We start from the raw sequence: 21,367 nt of genomic DNA on the forward strand, positions 1-21,367 counted from the left end.
GACCCGCGCGACCGCATCCTGTCCGACGCGCGGCGCTGGCTGATGACCTATCGCCGCCACATGCGGATGGAGGAGACGGTGCTGTTCAGCGCCGCCGAACGGGAGATGAGCGCGGCCGACTGGGCCGGGCTCGGCGACCGCGCGCTGATGCTGACCGATCCCGTGCACGCCCAGGCGGCAGCCGACCGCTTCGCTGCGGTGCGCGAGCGCATCCGCCAGCTCTCCGGCACCGGCCGCGGCGGCGTGGCGATGGCGTCGTAGGTGCGGCGCCCTCAGCCGGCCGCCGACTCGCGGTCGAGCAGGGCACGCTTGCGCTCGATGCCCCAGCGATAGCCCGACAGCGCGCCGTCGGTGCGCACCACGCGATGGCAGGGTATGGCGACGGCGATGGCGTTCGCCGCGCATGCCTGTGCGACGGCGCGCACCGCCTTCGGTGCGCCGATGCGCGCGGCCACCTCGGCATAGCTGGCGGTCGTGCCGGGCTCGATCTCGCCGAGGGCCCGCCACACCCGCTGCTGGAACGCGGTGCCGCGCACGTCGAGCGGCAGGTCGAGGCCGAGCCGCGGCGCCTCGACCAGGCCGACGACCTGCGCAACCACCTGCTCGAATGCCGCGTCGCCGCCGATCAGCGTCGCCTTGGGGAACCGGTCCTGCAGGTCGCGGACCAGGGTGTCGGCGTCGTCGCCCATCAGGATCGCGCAGACGCCCCGGTCGCTGGCCGCGACCAGGATCTGGCCGAGCGAACACTGGCCGACGGCAAAGCGGATCCGGGCGTCGGTTCCGCCCTTGCGGTAGGCGCTGGGCGGCATGCCGAGCAGGGCATCCGCCTGGGCATAGAACCGGCTGCTCGCGTTGAACTTGGCGCCGTAGATCGCCTCGGTCACCGTCGCGCCGCGGCCGAGTTCTTCGCGCAGCAGGCCGCCGCGGTGGGCGGCGGCATAGGCCTTCGGGGTCAGACCGGTGACGGCCTTGAAGATGCGGTGGAAGTGGAACCGGCTCATGCCCGCCGCCGCCGCCATCTCGGCCAGGTTCGGCAGCTCTTCCGACGCCTCGATCAGCCGGCAGGCGCGGGCCACCGCCGCGGCGTCGCGCGCGGCACGCGGCGCCTCGTTCGGCCGGCAGCGCTTGCAGGGCCGGAAGCCGGCGCGTTCCGCCGCGGCGCAATCGTCGTGGAAGGCGACATTCTCACGCCGCGCCGGCCGCGAGGCGCAGGACGGCCGGCAGTAGACGCCGGTCGTCCGGACCGAATAGACGAACGCGCCGTCCGCCCGGGCGTCGCGGCTGCTGACGGCCGCCCAGCGGCTCGGATCGTCGGCGAAGGCGGTGCGCTCCATGGTCTCGGTCGCTGCCCGGCTGTGCATTCTGCTTACTCCCGTTTGCGGCATCGATGCCATGGCGACGGGTCTAGCCGATGCCGTCCACGCGCCGCATTCCGCTCCTTGCTCGGCAATCCGCCGATTGCCCGCCAAGAAGCGGGATGCCGCGGCCCCGCGGTGCGGTCAGCCTGCCTTCGCTTCATGGCGACGGAGGGAAACATGGGCAGGCTTGCCGGACGTGTGGCGATCGTGACCGGTGCGAGCGCCGGCATCGGCGCCGCCGCGGCCCAGCTGTTCGCGCACGAGGGCGCGCGCGTGGTGGCGGCGGGCCGTGACGCGGACAGGCTGGACGGGATCGTAGCGGCGATCGGCCGTTCGGGCGGCCAGGCGGTCGCCTTCGCCGGCGACATCGCCGACGCCGCCGTCGCCCGCGATCTGGTCGACACGGCGGTCCGGGCCTTCGGCGGTCTCGACGTCGCCTTCAACAACGCCGGCACGCTGGGCGCGCTGCGGCCGATCGCCGAACTGACGCCGGACGAATGGCAGCGGACGATCGCCGTCAACCTGACCGGCGCCTTCTTCGCCGCCCGGCACCAGGTACCGGCGCTGCGGGCGCGGGGCGGCGGCGCGCTGATCTTCACTTCGACCTTCGTCGGCAGCACCGTCGGCCTTCCCGGCATGGCGGCCTATGCCGCGAGCAAGGCCGGGCTGATCGGCCTGGTCCAGGTGCTGGCGGCGGAACTGGGTCGGGACGGCATTCGCGTCAACGCGCTGCTGCCCGGCGGCACCGACACGCCGATGGGGCGGCAGGTCGCCGACACGCCCGAGGCGCGGGCCCATGTCGCCGGCCTGCACGCACTCGGGCGCCTGGCGACGCCCGAGGAGATCGCCCGCTCCGCGCTCTACCTCGCCAGCGACGATTCCGCCTTCACCACCGGCACGGCGCTGTTGGCCGACGGCGGCGTCTCGGCTCCGCGGCTGACCGCCGCTCAGCTCAGATCGACCGCGCGCTGCGTATCGATGCTCTCCTGGGCCGCCAGCACGATCTTCAGGCTGTCGACCGCCGCCGCCATCGATTCGCCGAGGTCGAGATCCTCGGTGATCGCCCTCAGGAAATAGGCCTGCTCGCGATTGCACAGTTCCTGGTGGTCGGGCTCGTCGGCCATGTTGATGATGGTGTCGGGCTTGCGGAAATGGTTGTTCGCGTCGATCTCGGCATGATGGACCCGCAGCGTTGGTCTTGGATGCTGGTCGATGTCGGCCGAATCCGAGATGGCGTCGGTTTTTGCGTCCTGCTGGCCCTCCTGGGCGACGACGATGGACACGGCACCCTTGGGGCCGACCACATCCTTTCACGAAATAGGCGATCTCGCCTCATCATCGGGCCCCAGCCGGCCTCGTACCAGCCGACCGAGCCGTCGTCGAACGTGACGTGGAGGTGGCCGTAGTTCTGCACCTTGGTCTCGGCGCTGAGCTTGGCGCCGATGCCGTGGACGCGGACCGGCTGCGCGCCGGTGAGCTGGTACATCACGTCGACATAGTGCACCCCGCAGTCGACGATCGGCGTCAGCGATTCCATCAGGCTCTTGTGCCAGTTCCAGGCCGGGCCGCTGGACTGCTGGTTCAGGTTCATGCGCATGACCAGCGGCTTGCCCAGGGTCTTGCCGACCTCGACCATCTTGGCCCAGGACGGATGCACCCGCAGGATGTAGCCCAGCACCAGCTTGCGGTTCGTTTCCTTCGCCTTGGCGACCACGGCCGCCGCATCGGCGTTGTTGGTGGCGATCGGCTTTTCCATGAACACGTGGGCGCCGGCGTCCATGGCGCGAATCGCATAGTCGGCGTGGGTGTTCGGGTAGGTGTTGATCGAAACGGCGTCGGGCCGGGTCGCCGCCATCGCCTCGTCGAAGTTCTCGAAGCGAGGGATGTCGGCGAACGCGGCCGGCAGGTCGTTGCGGCCGCGGATCGACCGGCTCATCAGGCCGACCAGCTCGAAGCCCTCGTTCTGCGCATAGGCCTTGGCGTGGCTCAGGCCCATATTGCCGACGCCGACCACCAGAACCTTGACCCTGTCGGCCATGATGTCCTCCTCCCCTTCGATGACTTATGCCCGTCAGCCCCCGGGCCCGGTCCGGGAGCGTCGTTCCGGCAATGTGCCGACACTTCGAACGCCCCGGTCCGGGCGCCGGGGTCGACGGGTCCGAAGCGAGGACGCGGCGGCGCGTGCGCGCCGCCGCCGAGCGATGGCCTGATCGGCCGTCAGATGTTCACCGCGTTGGCGAAGAACTGGGCGCGGATCAACTCCAGATCGACCTCGGCCATCTCCTCGGACAGCTGATAGCCGGCGGCGTCCGCCGCCACCTTGTCGCGGTCGAAGGTATTGGCGCCGGCGATCAGGCTGTTGTCGATGACCGCATCGAGGTCGATGTCGACCGTGGTCTGGCCCAGCGCCTTGGTCGTCTCGAAGAACTTCGACCAGCGGGCGGGATCGTGCCAGCCCCAGCCCTCGCGCTCCTCCCACTTGCCGCGGAAGACGTTGGCGAGCTGCATCATCGACTCGGTGCCGAAGCGCGGGCCCAGGCTGCTCTTCACGATCGGGAACTGGTTGAACACGATCTCGGTCGCGGCTGCCGGGTTCTGGTGGCCGAACTCGAGGCCCATGGCCCAGCCGCGCAGATAGTCCTCGATCAGCTGCCGGCTCGCCGCATCCTCCATGTCCGACCGGCGGACGACGAACGAGTTCGCCGGGAACGGCGACGATTCCAGGCCGAGCCAGTACTCGAACTGCAGGCCCTTGCCCTGCCAGTCGGCGCGCAGGCCCTCCCAGGACAGGGCGGCATCGCCCTCGCCGCGGGCCAGCAGCGTGCCCCATGCCGGCCAGCCGGCCTCGACGTGATTGACCTTGCTGACGTCGACGCCGACGGCGGCGAGGATCGGATCGGAGATCGCCTGCCAGGCGGCGCTTCCCAGCAGAACGGTCTTGCCCTCGAGCTGCTTCAGATCGGTCAGGCCCTCGCCCGGCCGGAAGGCATAGTCGAACACGTCGACCGCACCCATGTTGAAGACCGAGACCAGGTCGAGGCCGTTCTCGATCGCGAACGAGAACACGCCGGGCGAGGGATAGCCCATGTCGGCCTGGCCCTGATCGACGAACTTCACCGTGGCGGTGCCGTCGGACGGTCCGGGCTCGAGCGCCGTCTCGATGTCGCCGAAGTAGCCCATCTCGCGGGCGACCCAATAGGGATAGTCGTCGAGCACCTCGACGGTGCCGCGCGGAGAAATCCAGGTGAACGGGCCACGCTGGGCACGCGCTGTCCCGGCCATCCCGCCGAGCGCGGTCAGGCTGACGGCGCCGGTGGCGGTGACCTGCAGGAAATTGCGCCGGCTCACCGAGCCGAAACTGCCGGGTCGGTCAATCCCTCTCATCGATCTCCTCCCTTCGTCATGCAACGGCCGCGTTTGCCGGGGCCGGTTCGGCGCGGGCGGATCCCGCTCACGCCTGCCAGTTGGCCCACTTCTTGCCCATCAAGAAAAAGCCAACGTAGATCAGGATTCCCAGGGTCGCGAGGATCAGCACCACCGCGAAGAACTGCGGCATCTGGATGTTGGCCGCGAACACCTGCAGCCGGTTGCCCAGCCCGAAGCCGCCGCCGACCATTTCGGCGCCGACAGCGGTCAGCAAGCCGAAGATCGCGCCGATCATCAGGCCGACGATGATCATCGGCATCGCCATCGGGATGCGGATCTTGAGGAAGATCTGCAGGGTCGACGCACCGAACGAGCGCGCCAGCGCGATCTTCGCCAGGTCGACCCGGCGGAAACCGGTGGCCGAATTGATCATCACCATCGGCCCGGACGCCAGCGCGACCACGGTGATCCGCGGACCGTAGCCGAAACCCATGTTGAACATCAGCAGCGGCACCAGCGCCAGCATCGGCGTGGTGATCAGCAGCAGGATGTAGGGCGCGATGATCTTTTCCGCGAACGGGAACTGGGTGATCACCGCCGCCAGCACGATGCCGACCGTCGCGCCGATCGCATAGCCGCTGAACAGCTCGAACAGCGTGTCGAGCAGATGCGGCCAGATCAGGCCGAAGTCGGAAACCAGGGCCGTGACGATTTCGCTCGGCCGCGGCAGGACGTACTGCTCGACCTCGAAGACGGTGATCAGCAGCTCCGCGCCGCCGACGATCAGGACCGCGACCAGGATGATCGCCATGATCTCGAACGTGGTGCGCTTGCCGGCGCCGCTGGTCAGCGCCGACCAGTTGGTGACGCCGACGCTCTGGTCGACCGAGTCGCCCTGCTTGCCGAATTCCGGGATTTCGTCCTTCAGATGCGCGTCAGCCATGGCGGGCGGCACCCTGTTCGGCGGGGCGCGGCGCCGGCGCGGCGGTCCCGTGCTGGATGTAGGTCTTGATCTCGTTCACCATGTCGAAAAAGTCGCGTTCGCCCATGATCTCCAGCGGCCGCGGGCGCGGATAGGTCACCTCGAAGGTGCGGGCCAGCCGTCCCGGGCGCGCCGACATCACGAAGATGCGGTCGGACAGGAACACCGCCTCGGCGATGTTGTGGGTGATGAAGACGATGGTCTTGCGCGTTTCGAGCCAGATCTGCTCGACCATCATGTTCATCTCGTCGCGGGTGAAGGCGTCGAGCGCGCCGAACGGCTCGTCCATCATCAGCACCGACGGGTCGAAGGACAGCGCCCGGACGATCGAGGCGCGCTGCTGCATGCCGCCGGACAGCTCGCGCGGGAACTTGCGTTCGAACCCGCCCAGGCCGACCCGTTCCAGCAGGTGGGCGATTCGCGCGTCGTCCGGCCGCTTGTGCTTGATCTCGAACGGCAGCTGGATGTTGCGCAGCAGGTTGCGCCAGGGCAGCAGGTTGGCCTCCTGGAACACCATGCCGATCTGCGGATGCGGCCCGCTGATCCTCTCGCCGTCCAGCAGGACGCTGCCCGCGGTCAGGCTGTGCAATCCGGCCATCGACCACAGCAGCGTGGTCTTGCCGCAACCGCTGGGGCCGACCACGCAGACGAACTCGCCGTCGCGCACCTGAATGCTGAAGTCGTCGAGCGCATGCAGCGGGCCCGACGCGGTGTCGTAATACTTCGTCGCTCCGTCGACGACCATCTTCGGCCGCACGCCGGACCCATTGCCCTTCATGCCGTGCCTTCTCCCCCAAGACCCAGGCGGCCGAGCCGGCCAAGCGGCCAACTTATCGGCAACCGAATCGTTTTGGAACAGGTCTTGTCGCCGGCGTTGCCGGGGCGATCCCGGTGCGGTCAGGCGGCGCCGGCGAACTGGTCGAACGCCTCCAGCGCCTGCGCGCCATAGATGAAGGACGGCCCGCCGCCCATGTAGATCGCCATGCCGATGGTCTCCATCACCTCGGCGCGGCTGGCCTTGTGCCGGCAGGCCGCCTTGGCGTGAAATCCGATGCAGCCGTCGCAGCGCACGGCGATGGCGATGGCGAGCGCGACCAGCTCCTTGGTCTTGGCATCGAGCGCGCCTTCGGCGGTGGCGGCGGCGGCCAGCGCGGAAAAGGCCTTCGTCGTCTCCGGGATGCCCTGTCGGACCTTGGCCATCTCTTCCGACAATGTGGCGGTCAGCGCGGTCCAGTCCTTGTGCATGGCGTGCCCTTTCGCGGCAGGGGATTGCGGACGGGAAGGGACATTAGCGGCCCGCGGCGCGACCGGGCCGCCGGTCCGCCGCGGTACGACGCCGCAGGGCGCCGCCGACGTGCGTCCGCGACAATGGCGGTCCCGGTGGCCTATCGTGGCGGGGCAGGATCGACGGAGGAACCGGTATGGACCCGCTCGCCCATTTCCACAGCTTCGCGCGCTACAATGCATGGGCCAACCGGCGCCTCTATGCCGCCTGTGCCGAGCTGCCCGCGGCCGAGCTGGCGGCGCCGCGGGTCACCTTCTTCGGCTCGATCCTGAACACGCTGAACCACGTCCTGGTCGGCGACCGGATCTGGGCGGCGCGCATCGAAGGGGCCGACCCCGGCATCAAGGCGCTCGATACGATCCTGTATGCCGATTTCGCCGACCTGCGCACGGCGCGCGAGCAGGAGGATGCCGGCCTGATCGCGCGGATCGACGCGCTCGACGCGCACGATCTCAACCGCGACATCGTCTATCGGTCGACGACGATGGTCGAGAACCGCTCGCGCCTGCACGAGATCCTGGCGCACCTGTTCAACCACCAGACCCACCATCGCGGCCAGGTCCACGCCTGCCTCAGCGGCACGGCGGTCAGCCCGCCGCCGCTCGACCTGATGTTCTTCCTGCGCGAGGGGCGCTGAGCCGGCGTCTCAGTTCACGCCGCAGGAGCGCCCGATCTCGGCATAGGCGGCGCTGAAGCCGCGCAACGAGAAGGTGTCGCGGGTGGCGCCGCCGCCGGATGCGGTCGCGGTCACCACCAGCTCGATCCCGCGGATCATCGCGTTGACCATCTCGCGATCCTTGCCCTCATAGGGCCAGGCCAGGTCGGTGCCCCAGGTCTTCAGCTCGAACTGGCCGCCGCCGATGTTGGCCATGATGGTGCCGGACTCGCTGGGCTCGAAGCCGAAGTCGACGCTGACGATGCCGACCTCGTTCCGCCACGGCCGGTGGGTAACGTAGATGTGCGACGGCTCGTCGCCGGGGCCGCTGTGGCTCTTGGCCTCGCTGACCATGAAACAGGTCTGGCCGGTGTTGCCCTGGCCGTCCTGATCCTCGTAGTGGTAGGCGGTCCAATCCGTGAACGTCTCGATATACTCCTGCCCGGCGGCAGGCGACGCGGCGGCGCCTGCGGTCGCGAGAAGCAGGGCAGTCAGGGTCGGACGTGGCATGTGACGGGTTTCTCCGTGTTGAGCGCCGCCTGGGGCCGGCAAGTCGGATGCGCGGGCGACATTATCGTGCCGCCGCAGGCAAGGGCAATTCGGTCGATTTGAGAATTTTTCTAAAGCGCATCATCCAACTCGAACATCGCAACGTAATATCAGTGTCATGTCGTGCGTTCCGTCTCGGCGAACTCTGCAATCTACACGCGATGCGTGCATTGGTCGACTTGTCTCGCTCGGCGATTCCGCGATAGAGTTTTGTCGCACGAATTCTAGCGAAGCGAATTTGGCCATAGTTAGGCAGCCGTCCGAGACCTCCCCGACATCGCAATGCGCCTGGGCGCGAGAGATGCGGGCGATTGCGGTCGACAGGGACAGGCAGGCGTTCAAGCGCGTCTTCGACTACTATGCGCCACGGGTGAAGGCCTATGCGGCACAGCTTGGCGGCAGGATCGACGCCGACGAGCTGGTGCAGGACGTCATGCTGACCATCTGGCGGCGCGCGGCCTTGTACGATCCCGACCGCGCCGTGCTCAGCGCCTGGGTGTTCGCGATCGCGCGGAACCGGCGGATCGATCTGCTGCGGTCGTCGAAGCGCGCCCAGCTCGATCCGCGCGACCCCGCGTTCCACCCTGCTGAGCAACCGGCTGCCGACGACCGCCTGGCCCGGACCGAGCGGCTCGAGCGGCTGACCGCGCTGATCGAGGAGCTGCCCGTGGAACAGCGCGACCTGCTGAAGCGTTCCTATTTCGACGACAAGTCGCACAGCGCCTTGGCGGACGAGCTCGGACTGCCGCTCGGTACCGTGAAGTCTCGGCTCAGGCTCGCGTTGGCGCGGCTGCGCCGGGCAATCGAAGAACCTGACGAGGCTCGATGAAGAACCATCCCTTCGACGACCTGCTCTTGGAATATGTCTGCGGTGCATTGTCGCCGGCCGCGGAACTGGTCGTCGCGACCCACTTGACCATGTGCACGCGGTGCCGCGAGCACGTGGCCGATCTCGAAGCGATAGGCGGCTCGATGTTGGACCGCATCACGCCGGCCGAAGTCGACGACGCCGTACATGACCGCGTCATGGCCGCCCTCGACGACGAGGGCGACGACCTTTATGTGGCGGGCGGCGCCGTTGCGCCGATCGACGGTTTCGATCTGCCGTTGCCGCTGCGCGCCGTGCTCGGGCCCGACATCGGCGCCTTGGCGTGGCAGCCGAACGGACCGGGGGTCGATTCCGTCAGCCTCGACATCGATGCCGCCGGCGGGATCGCGGTGGTGACGCGAATCCAGCCGAATGCCGGCACGCCGACCCACAATCACGTCGGCGAGCAACTCGGCCTGGTGATCGACGGGTGCTACACCGACGAGTTCGGCGAGTTCGCGCGCGGCGATTTCCTGGTCTTTGCCCGGGAGGCGATCCACACACCGCGCAGCGGGCCGGACCGGGTCTGCCTATGCCTGACGGTGACGATCCCGCGCACCGGCGACGGGTCGGACGACGAGCCGGCATGACCTCCGGCTGGCGCGTTCCCCGCTAGTCGGGTTTCGGCCGTTGCGGGCGGCGCCGTCTGCGACGCACCCAGATCGGGTCGCCGAACTCCGCCGTCGGCAGCGCTTCGGTCGGCCCGCCGCTGCGGACGGGACGCGGCGCGAACCGCCCCTGCGACAACAGCCTGTCGTACATGACGATGGCGCCGGCCAGGCCGACGTTGACGCAGAAGCGGGTCGGTATCCGGACCAGATGATCGCACAGGCCGGCCAGCTCGGCCGACAGCGCGCCGCGCTCCGGCCCCAGCACATAGGCCGCCGCGTGCGGATGGCGAAAGGACGGCAGGTCGACGGCACGGTCGCACAGCTCGACCCCGACCAGCGCGCATTCGCGCGGCAGCCGCAACGCCGCGACATCGGGAAAGTCGAACACCGGCAGGCTACCGGCGCCCTTCGACGTGTCGCTCCTGCTGCCGTGCTGGCGCACATAGGCCGCGCCGACGGTGAAGAAGAAGCTGCCGCCGAAGGCGTGGGTGGTGCGCATCAGAGCGCCCGCGTTCATCGCCTTGCTGATGCCCTCGGCGCCAATTCCGAAGTAGCCCCGCATCGGCGCTAGACTTGCACCGCGTGTCGGGCCATAGCAAGGTCCTCGATCCTCCGAGTTGACAGCGGGTTGCCATGGCCCTTGCCCACGCTGCGGCGCCGACCGGCGTTGCGCCGATCGTCGAAGTGCTCCGCGGCGGCGTCGTCGAAAGCCGCCACTTCGGTGCCGCGGCGGTGGTCGCCGCCGACGGGCACGTGGTCGGCGCCTGGGGCGACATCCAGCAGCCGGTATTTCCCCGCTCGGCCATCAAGCCGATGCAGGCGCTGCCGCTGCTGGAAAGCGGCGCGGCCGACGCGTTCGATCTCGACGCGCGCGAGATCGCCATAGCCTGCGCTTCGCACTGCGGGTCGGCCGGGCACGTGCGCACCGTCGCCGCCATGCTCGGCCGGGTCGGCCTCGACGCCGCGGCACTGGCCTGCGGTGCGCGCACGCCCAGCGACCGCGACGAGGTACGGCGGCTGGCGCACGGCGACGAAGAGCCGGGGCGGGCGCACAACGGCTGCTCCGGCAAGCATGCCGGGATGATCCTGGTCGCACGCCACCTCGGCGCGGCGTGGCAGGGCTATCACCGCATCGAGCACCCGGTGCAGCAGCGCGTGGTCGGTACGCTGGAACAGATGACCGGGCTCGACCTGTTCGGGGCTGCGCGCGCCATCGACGGCTGCAGCCTGCCGATCTGGGCGCTGCCGCTCGGCAATCTGGCGCTGGCAATGGCGCGCCTCGCCGATCCGGTCGACCTGTCCGAGGCCAGGCAGGCGGCGATCGACCGGATCTGGCAGGCACAGGCGAGCGCGCCCGAAATGGTGGACGGGCCCGGCGGTTTCGTCACCGAGGCACTCCGGCTGGGCGAGGGACGGCTGCTGGTCAAGAACGGGGCGGAGGGCGTCCACGTGGCCAGTCTGCGCGAGGAGGGCCTCGGCATCGCGGTCAAGATCGCCGACGGCGGCGACCGCGCCGCGCAGGTGGCGATCGCCGCGCTGGTGCTGCGCTATGGCGAGCCGGGCCGGGCGGTGCGCGCGCATCTGCGCGCGGCCGCCGGTCCGCCGGTGCTGACCTGGGCGGGCGAGAAGGCGGGCGCGATCCGGCCGGCCGAGGGGTGGCTGGCACGGCGGGGCCGGCGCTCATGAGCGCCCTGCGCGGCCTGAGCGGCCGCATCCTGAACGGCCTGGAACGCGACGGCCTGGCGGTGAGCGTCGGCCGCGACGGCACGCTCGATATCACCGCCAACGGCGAGCTGGCGCGGCGCGGCGTCACCGACGTGCGCGCGATGATGGACATGATCGCGCCGCGGGCCGACACGCCGGCCAAGGTCCGGCTGGACCTGCTCAAGCGTCTGCTCGGCGAGCTGCCGCCGACCAACCGGCTGCGCCGGCGCAGCGTGGCCGAAGAGCATTTCACCAGCGATGCCGCACTCGCCGCCACCTTCCTCGGCCCGCCGGAGTCGAGCTGGACCCTGTCCGGCTTGAGCGAGCGGCTGCGCCGCGACGGCTTCGCCATCACCGGGCTCGATCCCGACGAGGCCTACACGCCGCCCGACTTCGACGACCCGGACCTGCAGGCCGCGGTCGCGGCGCTGGCGCCGGAGACGCGCTGCCGCTTTGCCGAGCTGTTGCTCGGCGGCGACGACCCGATCCGGCTGACCGCGCAAGCCCGCGACTTCGAATTGCCGCTGTGGCCCGATCCCGGCCAGGGCGACGCCGGCCGGCGCGACGCCCTGGTTGCCGCCCAGTATGAGGACTTCCCCTATCCGGAGCGCGATCCGGCGGCGGAGCCGGAGAAGATCGACCCGGCCTTTCCGAGCAACCTGGCCGAGATCAACCATTATGTGTTCGGCGGCCGGCGCGACCTGCGCCAGCCGTTCCGCGTGCTGATCGCCGGCGGCGGCACCGGCGACGCCGTCGTCATGCTGGCCCAGCAGATGGCGGACGCGGGCGTGCCGGGCGAGGTGGTCTATCTCGACATGTCGGCGGCCAGCCGCGCGGTCGCCGAGGCCCGGGTCGCCGCGCGCGGCCTCGACAATGTCCGCTTTCACACCGGCTCGCTGCTCGATGTCGCCACGCTCGGGCTGGGTACCTTCGATTACATCGACTGCTGCGGTGTCCTGCACCACCTGGAGGCGCCGGCCGAGGGCCTGCGCGTCCTGGTCGACGCGCTGGCGCCCGACGGCGGCATCGGCATGATGCTTTACGGCGAGCTCGGCCGCGTCGGCATCTACGATGTGCAGGACATGCTGCGCATGATCGCGCCGGCTGAGACGACACCCAGCGCACAACGGGTGGCGCTGGCCAAGGCGCTGGCCGACGCGCTGCCGCCGAGCAACTGGCTGGTGCGCAACGGCCAGATCGTGGACCACAAGCGCGGCGGCGACGCCGGCGTGTTCGATCTGTTCCTGCACAGCCGCGACCGCGCCTATCGGGTGCCCGAGGTGCTGGCGCTGGCCCAGTCCGCCCGGATGCGGGTCACCGGCTTCCTCGAGCCGGTGCTGTACGACCCGCTGCAGTGGCTGCGCGACGCCGATCTGCGCCGTCGCGTCGGCCGGCTGCGGCCGTTCGAGCGGGCGACGTTCTGCGAGTTGCTGCTGGGGTGCCAGAAGAAGCACATCTTCTATCTGGTTCGCGTCGACAACCCGGTGACGGCGCCTGCGCCGGCGGCGGACGCGGTGCCCGTGCTGCGCGGGCTCGACGGCCCGGCCGAGGCGCGCAAGCTGCGGCCCGGCGCGACCATCAGCGCCACCCACGCCGGACTGAAGATCAGGCTGACGGTGCCGCCACTGGGCCCGGCGATCATGGCCGGCATCGACGGCCGGCGCACCGTGGGCGCCATCTTCGAACTGGTCGGCGAACGCCACGCCGGGCTCGGCTGGCCGGAGTTCCTGCGCCAGTTCCAGCACATCTACGACGGTTTCCACGGCATCAACCGCCTGGTGCTGGCGTTCCCGCCAGCCTCCTGACAAAGGGCTGTCAGGAGGCCCCCGCTAGGGTCCCTCCATCGCTGCGCCGCGGCAGTCTCGCCGGCGCCTCACGATGGGAGCGGATGCCATGTTGATTCTATGCCAGTTTCCCAACCCGCCGATGATCCCCAATCTCGGACCGTTCTGCATGAAGACCGAATGCGTGCTGCGCATGCTCGACCTGGACTACCGGGTCGAGCTGGTGACCGACTTCGACTCCGCGCCGCGGCACCAGGTGCCCTACCTCATCGACGACGGGCGCAAGATCGGCGATTCGCGCGTGATCGTCGACCACCTGCAGCGGCGCGCCGGGATCGACCTGGAGGCGCATCTCGATGCGGCCGCACGGGCCGCCGCCCAGGCCTGCCGCTCGATGCTGGAGCAGGATCTCTATTTTGCGATGGTCTATTCCCGCTGGGTCGACGAGGCGGGCTGGGCCAGCGCGCAGCCGCTGTTCTTCGGCAGCCTGCCGGAGGCGGTGCGCGCCGCGGTCGCCGACGGCCTGCGCGCCGACGTGATCGCAAGGCTGTACCAGCAGGGCATCGGACGGCACGAGAAGGCCCAGGTCTATGCGTTCGGTATGGAATGCATCGATGCCGCGGCCGGCATGCTGGGCGACACGCCGTTCCTGTTCGGCGAGCGGCCGGGCCTGACCGATGCCGCGCTCTATGCCTTCGTCGCCAACCTGGCGGTCCCGCTGTTCGACAGCCCGTTGCGCCAGCGGGTGCTCGGCCACCGCAACCTCGTTGCGCATGCCGAGCGCATGCGCGCGCGGTATTTCCCGGATTTGTCAGCCATGGCGGCGTGACAGCGCGCACAGGCGCCGGCGAGCCGACGCTTGCCGGCGCCCCGCCGCTGCGCTGATATCGGTGCGCAACCGCCTGGGAGCGCACCGCCGTGCAGCCTCGCCCGCAGAACCTCGCCTATATCCTCGAACATGCGGCCCGCGTGCACGGCGACCGCGAGATCGTCTCCGCCGCGGTCGAGGGCGGCATCCACCGCACCACCTACCGCGAGACGCTGGGCCGGACGAAGCGGCTGGCCAATGCGTTGCGCCGGCTCGGCGTCGGGCCCGGCGACCGCGTCGCCACGCTGGCGTGGAACGGCTATCGCCATCTGGAAGCGTGGTACGCCATCGCCGGCCAGGGCGCGGTCTGCCACACGGTCAACCCGCGCCTGTTCGCCGACCAGATCGCCTTCATCCTCGACCACGCCGGCGACCGGGTCGTCCTGATCGACCATACCCTGCTGCCGGTGCTGGAGGCGGTGGCCGACCGCCTGCCGGCGCTGGAGGCGGTGGTGGTGATGACCGACGCCGCGCACATGCCGGCGACCGGGCTTGGCAACGTCCATTGCTACGAGACCCTGCTGGCGGAAGCGGCGCCGGCGTTCGACTGGCCGGAGCTGCCGGAGGAGACGCCGTCCTCGCTGTGCTACACCTCCGGCACCACCGGCAATCCGAAGGGCGTGGCCTACACTCACCGGTCCAACCTGCTGATGGCCTATGCCTGCAACTCCGCCGACGCCTTCGCGCTGTCGGCGATGTCGACCGTGCTGATGGTGGTGCCGATGTTCCACGCCAACAGCTGGGGGCTGGTCTATGCCGCGCCGATGGTCGGCGCCAAGCTGGTGCTGCCCGGCCCACGGCTGGACGGCGCCAGCATCCACAGCCTGATCGAGGCCGAGCGCGTCACCTTCTCGGCGGCAGTGCCGACGATCTGGACCCTGCTGCTGCAGCACCTGGAGGCGACCGGCGGACGGCTGGACAGCATGAAGGAAGTCGTGATCGGCGGGTCGGCGGTGCCGGCGGCGATGATCCGGACCTTCGCCGACAGCTACGGCGTCGACGTGCTGCACGCCTGGGGCATGACCGAGCTGAGCCCGATCGGCACCGTCAACCGGCCGACGGTGCAGGTGCTGGCGCTGCCGGCCGGCGAGCGGCTGGCGATCGCCGCCAAGCAGGGCCGGCCGCTCTACGGCGTGGAGATGCGGATCGCCGACGACAACGGCGCGTCGCTGCCGCACGACGGCCGCAGCGCGGGCAGGCTGATGGTGCGCGGCCCATGGACGGTGGAGCGCTACTACCGCCACGAGCGGTCGGCGCTGGACGCCGGCGGCTGGTTCGACACCGGCGACATCGCCACCATCGACGGGTTCGGCTACATGCAGGTCACCGACCGGGCCAAGGACGTGATCAAGTCCGGCGGCGAGTGGATTTCGTCGGTGGAACTGGAGAACGCCGCGATGGGCCACCCCGACGTGGCGCTCGCCGCGGTGATCGGCCTGCCGCACCCGACCTGGGACGAGCGGCCGCTGCTGGTGATCCAGCCCAAGGCCGGCCGCACGCCGAACGGCGCGGAGATGCGCGCGTTCCTTGCCGACAAGGTCGCCAGATGGTGGCTGCCCGACGACACGGTGCTGGTCGAGACGATTCCGCTGGCCGCCACCGGCAAGATCAACAAGCTGAAACTGCGCGAGCAGTTCCGCGGCCATCGATGGCCCGCCGCCTGAGCCCGGCGTCCCGTTAGGCGGTTTTAATCGGCCTAAAAAGAGATAACCGGGCCGGCATCCAATCCAAAGCGGCCGATCCCTAGCTTCACGGCAACATCCATTGCTCGTTCGGGACGGTCATGTCGACGCAAGCCATTCAGTCGCCGCTGCACAACCGCAGCTTTCGCGCGCTGGTCGCGGCGCAATTTCTCGGCGCCTACAACGACAATCTGTTCAAGATGCTGGTCTCGCTGATGGCGGTCGACGCGGCCGACACCGCGATCGGCTCCGGCGGCTACCTGTCGCTGACCGGGATCGTGTTCATCGTGCCCTATCTCCTGTTCTCCGGTTACGCAGGGCACGTCTCCGACCGCTTCGCCAAGCGCCGCGTGCTGGTCGCGAGCAAGGCGGCGGAGGTGGCCATCATGGGCCTGGCGATCGTCGCGCTGGTCGCCGGCGACGTCGACGCCATGCTGGTCGTGCTGTTCCTGCTCGCCGCCCAGTCGACCTTCTTCAGCCCGGCCAAGTTCGGCGTGCTGCCTGAGATGCTGCCGATGGGCCAGTTGGCCCAGGCCAACGGTACGCTGGAGATGGCGCGCTATGTCGCGGTGATTTTGGGCAGCGTCAGCGCCGGGGCGCTGCTGGTTGCCTTCCCCGACCGGCCGTTCCTGCTCGGCGCCATCCTGCTGGCGGTGGCGGTCGTGGGCAGCCTGGTCAGCCTGCGCATCCGTCCGCCGGCGGCGCCGCGCACCCGCACGGCCTTCAGCATCAACCCGTTCGGCTCGATCGGCCAGGGGCTGCGCCGCATCGCGGCCGACAAGCCGCTGCGCAACGCGGTCATCGGCATCACCTATTTCGAGTCGCTGGCGGCCTTCGTGATGATGGACGTGCTGCTGCTGGGCCAGGACGTGCTCGGCCTCGACGAGCTCGGTTCCGGCATGCTGCTTGCCGTCGCCGGCATCGGCATCGGCATCGGCGCCGCGATCGCGGGGCGGCTGTCGGCGGGGCGCATCAACCTGGCGATCACGCTGCCGGCGTCGGCGGGGGTGGCGGCGATGCTGCTGACCCTTTCGCTGTGCGAGCACGGTTTCGTCGACACCGCCGTGCTGATCGGCCTGGTCGGCGTGTTCGGCGGCATGTTCATGGTGCCGCTGAACGCCCAGCTTCAGCACCGCGCCGGCGACGCCGAGAAGGGCGCCACCATCTCGGCCAACAACGTGCTGAACATGTCCGGCGCGCTATTCGCCTGCGGCCTGCTGTGGCTGACCCACGACGTGCTCGGCATCGCCGCCGACGGCGTCATCCTGGTGGCCGGCGTGATCGCGACCGCGGCGGCGCTGGCGCAAATCCACTTCTCCGGCGGGCTCGGCGTCGCCTTCGGCAACTTGCCGCGGATGCTGCGCCGTCCCGCGGCGGTCGAGGCCGCCGCGGAGTAGCCGCCGCGGCTCAGCTGCGCCAGCGCAGCGTGGTCAGCTTGACCGGATTGGCGAACGGCCGTCCCTCCTGGGCGGCCGTCTGCCATTCGCGCTTCAGGCGGAAGTACCACTTGGCCTGGGTGTCGGCGTCGTTGATCAGCATCAGGGCCGGGTTGTGCGACAGGCCCTCCTGTTGCTTCACCACCACCTGCTTGTCCTGGTCGAGGAAGCGCGAGGCGAACAGGCTCAGCACCGGCTTCAGCGCCGACAGCCACGGGATCGTCCAGTAGAAGATCTGGTGCAGCTCTGTCTCGCGCGCGTTGATCGGGGTGACGGCGGTCAGCCCCACCACGGTGTGGCGGCCGGCCTTCATATGCTCGATGCGGATCGACGGCAGCTGGAAGCTGATCTCGGTGCTGATTTCGCCGCCCAGGATCTTGTAGCCGGCCGAGTTCTTCGACGGCGCGTGGCGGACCATGGCGAAGCCGCGCTCGGTCGGCGCGAAGTCCTTCGCCTTGGCGTGGATCGAGCGGCCGGACCGCCACCACCACGCCCGGTGCACGAACGGCCCGTGCGCCGGGTCCATCAGGCCGATGACGGCGTGGTCGACATGGCAGGGGAAATGCACCCGCTTGATCATCCGCGGGCGGGCGTCGGCGGCAACCGGTACCGCGGGCGGCGCGATCGCCGGCTCCACGCCTGGCGCGTCGACATAGACCCAGATGCAGCCGGCACTCTCGCTGACCGGATAGCGGCGCACCCTGATCTTCTCCAGGTCCATTGCCTGGCCCTCGACCAGCGACGGGATCAGGCTGCAGGCGCCCGATGCGCCGAACTGCCAGCCGTGATAGGGGCACTCCACCTGGTCGCCGACCATGCGGCCGTGCCGCAGCGGGATGCCGCGGTGCGGGCAGATGTCGCGCAGGGCGTAGACCGTGCCGTCGGGCTGGCGGGCGAACACGATCGGCTCGCCGACAAGTGTCTTGCCGGCGATGCGGCCCGGCGCCAGGTCTCGCGACGGCATGGCGAAGTACCACAGACCCTTCAGCAGCGCGTCCGGGTTGATCGGTTCCTCGGGCTTGCGGCCGGCCGTGCGTGCGGGAGGGGAAAAGTCGTTCATGGCGGTCGGGCGCAGTCCTGCTCGCGCGTCGCGTCGGGGCTCAGCCCGGATGATGCGCGCTTCCGCTATCCTGTTCGCGCGGCAAAGCGACGCGCTGGGATTCCGACAGCCGCGCCTCGCGCCGGGCGATATACAGCGTGCTGCCGACGATGATCAACCCGCCGGTGAGCGTCCATTCGTCTGGCCATTCGCCGAACACCACGATGCCGACGGCGACCGCATAGATCATCTTGATGTAGTCGAACGGCGCCACCGCGGTGGCCTCGCCCACGGTATAGGCCCGCACCACGCAGGCCTGTCCGGCGGCGCCGAGGGCGCCGACCAGGATCAGCAGGCCCCAATCGAGCAGCGTCGGCGCTTGCCAGACCAGGGCGGCCGGGATCGAGATCGCGCTGGTCGAGACGACGCCGAACCAGGCCAGCGAGGTCAGCGTCGATTCGCTGCGGGTCAAGATCTTGACCAGCGTCGCCGACACCGAGACGAACATGGTGCCGGCCACCACCACCAGCGACGCGACCTCGATCGTGCCCTGGCCCGGCCGCAGCATGACGATCACGCCGACGAAGCCGATCGCCGTCGCGGTCCAACGCCGCCAGCGCACGGTCTCGCCGAGGAACAGCACCGCCATGACGATCAGGAACAGCGGCAGGCCGAAGCCGATCGCGGTCACGTCGGCCAGCGGCAGATTGGCCAGGCCATAGAACATGCAGAACATGGCGCAGACGCCGATCAGCGCGCGGGCGAAGTGCATGCCCAGCCGCTTGGTCCGAAACGCTTGCAGGCCGTGCGGCAGGATCAACGGCAGCAGCACGGCGAACCCGAACAGGCAGCGGAAGAACGCCACCTGGAACGGGTCGTAGCGGTGGCCGAGGTCCTTGACCAGGCTGCCCATCGCGGTGAACAGCACGCCGCTGACCATCATCCAGACGGCGCCGCGGACATTGTCCGGCAGCGCAAGCCAGTACGCCGTCGCGTCCTTGCGCGCGGTTTGGATCGAGTTGCCGGACATCGAATCCCAGTCTCGGCCGCTGCCGCGGAAATCGCACCGCGTGGCGCGGGACGCGGCGACGGCACGCCTATCTGCTGCGTCAGCTTATGGTAGAAGTCGGCGGAGTGCGAAGAGGAGATTAGCGCAGATGGCTCCCACGGCAATGTCCCAGCGCCTGTGGACGCCCGACGCACGGCGCATCGCCGAGGCGCAGATGACGGCCTTTCGCACGGTCGCGGCGGCGACGGCCGGCCGCGACCTGCCCGACTATGCGGCGCTGCATCGCTGGACGGTGGCGGACCCCGGCGCCTTCTGGCGGCTGTGGTGGGAGCGGGCCGGCGTGGTCGGCAACGGGCCGGGCGGCGTGTCGCTGCGCGACGGCGAACGCATGCCCGGCGCGGCGTTCTTTCCCGAGGCGCAGGTGAATTTCGCGGAGAACCTGCTGCGGCGCGACGACGACGGCGACGCCATCGTGTTCTGGGGCGAGGACATGGTGCGCCGCAATCTCAGCTGGCGCGGCCTCAACGCCGAGGTCGCCGCGCTGGCGGCGGCATTGCGGGCCGACGGCGTCGTGGCCGGCGACCGGGTGGCGGGTTATCTGCCGAACATGTCGGAGACGGTCGTTGCCATGCTGGCGGCGGCGAGCATCGGCGCGATCTGGTCGTCCTGCTCGCCGGATTTCGGCCCGGCCGGGGTGATCGACCGTTTCGGGCAGATCGCGCCGAAGGTGCTGATCGCCGCCGACGGCTACTGGTACGGCGGCAAGCGGTTCGACTGCCTGGCCAAGGTGCGGCAGATCACCCCCAGCCTGAAAGGACTGCGCCGCGTCGTGGTGGTCGGCTATGCCGGCTCGGACACCGAGGCCGACGGCGCTGCCAATGCGGTGTGGTGGGACGACTATCTCGATGCCCATGCCGGTGCCGACCACGCCTTCGTGCGCCTGCCTTTCAACGCGCCGCAGTTCATCCTGTATTCCTCCGGCACCACCGGCGTGCCGAAATGCATCGTCCATGGCGTTGGCGGTACGCTGTTGCAGCACCTGAAGGAACACCGGCTGCACAGCGACATCCGCGCCGGCGACCGGGTGTTCTACTTCACCACCTGCGGCTGGATGATGTGGAACTGGCTGGTCAGCGCGCTGGCCCGCCAGGCGACGCTGCTGCTCTACGACGGCTCGCCGTTCCATCCCGACGGCAATGTGCTGTTCGACTTCGCGACGATCGAGCGGGCGACGTTCTTCGGCACGTCGGCGAAGTACATCGACGCGGTCGCCAAGGCCGGGCTCGCGCCGGCCAGGACGCACGACCTCGGCGCGCTGCGCACGGTCGCCTCGACCGGCTCGCCGCTGTCGCCGGACGGCTTCGCCTTCGTCTATGAGGCGATCAAGGACGACGTGCATCTGGCCTCGATCTCCGGCGGGACCGACATCGTCTCCTGCTTCATGCTGGGCGATCCGACCCAGCCGGTCCGCGCCGGCGAGCTGCAGGTACCGGGTCTCGGCATGGCGGTCGAGGTCTGGAACGACGACGGCCGGCCGGTGCGCGGCGAGAAGGGCGAACTGGTCTGCACCCGGCCGTTTCCGTCGATGCCGGTCGGATTCTGGAACGATGCCGACGGCAGCCGCTATCGCGCCGCCTATTTCGAGCGGTTCTCGGGAATCTGGACCCATGGCGATTATGTCGAGCACACCGCGGCCGGCGGCTACGTGATCCATGGCCGCTCCGACGCGACCCTGAATCCCGGCGGGGTGCGCATCGGTACCGCCGAGATCTATCGCCAGGTCGAGAAGCTCGACGACATCGTCGAATCGCTGGTGATCGGCCAGGACTGGCAGGGCGACGTGCGCGTCGTTCTGTTCGTGCGCCTGCGCGACGGCGCGCAGCTGGACGATGACCTGACCGGCCGGATCAAGGGGCTGATCCGCAGCAACTGCACCCCGCGGCACGTGCCCGCGAAGATCGTTGCGGTGGCCGACATTCCGCGGACCCGCTCCGGCAAGATCGTCGAGCTGGCGGTCCGCGAGGCCGTGCACGGCCGGCCGATCAGGAACGCCGAGGCGCTGGCCAACCCGGAGGCGCTGGACCTGTTCCGCAACCTGCCGCAGCTTGGCGCGCCATAGCGTTGCAGAAGATCGTCGCGGCCTACCTATGTATTGCGGCGCAATTCTCCGA

Annotated in this window: 19 protein-coding genes and 2 pseudogenes; 11 read left to right on the plus strand and 10 right to left on the minus strand. The window is 69.6% G+C overall.

The annotated features are described in order from the left end of the window. Nucleotides 1–261: hypothetical protein (locus R3F55_13650; protein MEZ5668457.1), on the plus strand; the 261-nt coding region annotated here is incomplete at its 5' end. Nucleotides 262–272: 11 nt separating this feature from the next. On the opposite strand, the gene ada is transcribed toward R3F55_13650, so the two are convergent. Then, nucleotides 273–1,361 carry a bifunctional DNA-binding transcriptional regulator/O6-methylguanine-DNA methyltransferase Ada gene (gene ada, locus R3F55_13655; GenBank protein MEZ5668458.1) on the minus strand — a complete coding sequence of 363 codons (1,089 nt, stop codon included), beginning with the start codon at nucleotides 1,359–1,361 and terminating at the stop codon, nucleotides 273–275. Nucleotides 1,362–1,535: 174 nt separating this feature from the next. Between ada and R3F55_13660 the strand changes: the two are divergent. Continuing rightward, nucleotides 1,536–2,297 (plus strand): annotated as a pseudogene (locus R3F55_13660) (SDR family oxidoreductase). An 8-nt stretch (nucleotides 2,298–2,305) separates the two neighbouring features. On the opposite strand, the pseudogene R3F55_13665 reads toward R3F55_13660, so the two are convergent. From R3F55_13665 to R3F55_13685, 5 genes and pseudogenes are all read right to left on the minus strand, one after another. Next, a pseudogene (locus R3F55_13665) lies at nucleotides 2,306–3,396 on the minus strand (Gfo/Idh/MocA family oxidoreductase). A 179-nt stretch (nucleotides 3,397–3,575) separates the two neighbouring features. Further along, on the minus strand, nucleotides 3,576–4,742 hold the full coding sequence (locus R3F55_13670; protein ID MEZ5668459.1) for an ABC transporter substrate-binding protein: 1,167 nt from the start codon (nucleotides 4,740–4,742) through the stop codon (nucleotides 3,576–3,578). 67 nt (nucleotides 4,743–4,809) lie between these two features. After that, nucleotides 4,810–5,667 (minus strand): ABC transporter permease, encoded by an 858-nt coding sequence (locus tag R3F55_13675; GenBank protein ID MEZ5668460.1) that lies wholly within the window; start codon nucleotides 5,665–5,667, stop codon nucleotides 4,810–4,812. After that, a complete protein-coding gene (locus R3F55_13680; GenBank protein ID MEZ5668461.1) occupies nucleotides 5,660–6,484 on the minus strand; it encodes an ABC transporter ATP-binding protein in 825 nt (274 codons plus the stop codon). The genes R3F55_13675 and R3F55_13680 overlap by 8 nt, the downstream gene beginning before the upstream one ends. A gap of 119 nt (nucleotides 6,485–6,603) precedes the next feature. Beyond that, nucleotides 6,604–6,951, minus strand: a complete 348-nt coding sequence (locus R3F55_13685) for a carboxymuconolactone decarboxylase family protein (protein MEZ5668462.1) — start codon at nucleotides 6,949–6,951, stop codon at nucleotides 6,604–6,606. Between the two features lie 176 nt (nucleotides 6,952–7,127). Here R3F55_13685 and R3F55_13690 point away from each other — a divergent pair, with 176 nt between their 5' ends. Continuing rightward, on the plus strand, nucleotides 7,128–7,628 hold the full coding sequence (locus R3F55_13690) for a DinB family protein (GenBank protein MEZ5668463.1): 501 nt from the start codon (nucleotides 7,128–7,130) through the stop codon (nucleotides 7,626–7,628). Between the two features lie 9 nt (nucleotides 7,629–7,637). On the opposite strand, the gene R3F55_13695 is transcribed toward R3F55_13690, so the two are convergent. Beyond that, nucleotides 7,638–8,156: an invasion associated locus B family protein gene (locus R3F55_13695; GenBank protein ID MEZ5668464.1), complete on the minus strand. Its 519-nt coding sequence runs from the start codon at nucleotides 8,154–8,156 to the stop codon at nucleotides 7,638–7,640. A gap of 340 nt (nucleotides 8,157–8,496) precedes the next feature. On the opposite strand from R3F55_13695, the gene R3F55_13700 reads away from it, so the two are divergent. After that, nucleotides 8,497–9,024, plus strand: a complete 528-nt coding sequence (locus tag R3F55_13700; protein ID MEZ5668465.1) for a sigma-70 family RNA polymerase sigma factor — start codon at nucleotides 8,497–8,499, stop codon at nucleotides 9,022–9,024. Further along, nucleotides 9,021–9,653 (plus strand): ChrR family anti-sigma-E factor, encoded by a 633-nt coding sequence (locus R3F55_13705; GenBank protein MEZ5668466.1) that lies wholly within the window; start codon nucleotides 9,021–9,023, stop codon nucleotides 9,651–9,653. Before R3F55_13700 ends, R3F55_13705 begins: the two co-directional genes overlap by 4 nt. A 22-nt stretch (nucleotides 9,654–9,675) precedes the next feature. Here R3F55_13705 and R3F55_13710 read toward each other — a convergent pair whose 3' ends face one another. Then, nucleotides 9,676–10,236: an RNA methyltransferase gene (locus R3F55_13710; protein MEZ5668467.1), complete on the minus strand. Its 561-nt coding sequence runs from the start codon at nucleotides 10,234–10,236 to the stop codon at nucleotides 9,676–9,678. Nucleotides 10,237–10,307: 71 nt separating this feature from the next. Between R3F55_13710 and R3F55_13715 the strand changes: the two genes are divergently transcribed. From R3F55_13715 to R3F55_13735, 5 genes are all read left to right on the plus strand, one after another. Beyond that, nucleotides 10,308–11,360: an asparaginase gene (locus R3F55_13715; protein ID MEZ5668468.1), complete on the plus strand. Its 1,053-nt coding sequence runs from the start codon at nucleotides 10,308–10,310 to the stop codon at nucleotides 11,358–11,360. Continuing rightward, nucleotides 11,357–13,183, plus strand: coding sequence for a class I SAM-dependent methyltransferase (locus R3F55_13720; protein ID MEZ5668469.1), 1,827 nt, complete (start codon nucleotides 11,357–11,359; stop codon nucleotides 13,181–13,183). The genes R3F55_13715 and R3F55_13720 overlap by 4 nt, the downstream gene beginning before the upstream one ends. A gap of 88 nt (nucleotides 13,184–13,271) precedes the next feature. After that, nucleotides 13,272–13,991, plus strand: coding sequence for a glutathione S-transferase family protein (locus tag R3F55_13725; protein MEZ5668470.1), 720 nt, complete (start codon nucleotides 13,272–13,274; stop codon nucleotides 13,989–13,991). Between the two features lie 89 nt (nucleotides 13,992–14,080). Next, nucleotides 14,081–15,694, plus strand: coding sequence for a long-chain fatty acid--CoA ligase (locus tag R3F55_13730; GenBank protein MEZ5668471.1), 1,614 nt, complete (start codon nucleotides 14,081–14,083; stop codon nucleotides 15,692–15,694). Between the two features lie 119 nt (nucleotides 15,695–15,813). Next, nucleotides 15,814–17,109, plus strand: a complete 1,296-nt coding sequence (locus R3F55_13735; GenBank protein ID MEZ5668472.1) for an MFS transporter — start codon at nucleotides 15,814–15,816, stop codon at nucleotides 17,107–17,109. Nucleotides 17,110–17,119: 10 nt separating this feature from the next. Here the strand turns inward: R3F55_13735 and R3F55_13740 are convergent, their stop codons facing one another. Both R3F55_13740 and R3F55_13745 read right to left on the minus strand, forming a co-directional pair. After that, a complete protein-coding gene (locus tag R3F55_13740) occupies nucleotides 17,120–18,208 on the minus strand; it encodes an aromatic ring-hydroxylating dioxygenase subunit alpha (GenBank protein ID MEZ5668473.1) in 1,089 nt (362 codons plus the stop codon). A 40-nt stretch (nucleotides 18,209–18,248) separates the two neighbouring features. After that, nucleotides 18,249–19,217: a DMT family transporter gene (locus R3F55_13745; protein ID MEZ5668474.1), complete on the minus strand. Its 969-nt coding sequence runs from the start codon at nucleotides 19,215–19,217 to the stop codon at nucleotides 18,249–18,251. A gap of 127 nt (nucleotides 19,218–19,344) precedes the next feature. Here R3F55_13745 and R3F55_13750 point away from each other — a divergent pair, with 127 nt between their 5' ends. After that, nucleotides 19,345–21,315: an acetoacetate--CoA ligase gene (locus R3F55_13750; GenBank protein MEZ5668475.1), complete on the plus strand. Its 1,971-nt coding sequence runs from the start codon at nucleotides 19,345–19,347 to the stop codon at nucleotides 21,313–21,315. Nucleotides 21,316–21,367: the final 52 nt, after the last annotated feature.

Source organism: Alphaproteobacteria bacterium (genome assembly GCA_041396705.1).
Classification (GTDB): Bacteria; Pseudomonadota; Alphaproteobacteria; order CALKHQ01; family CALKHQ01; genus CALKHQ01.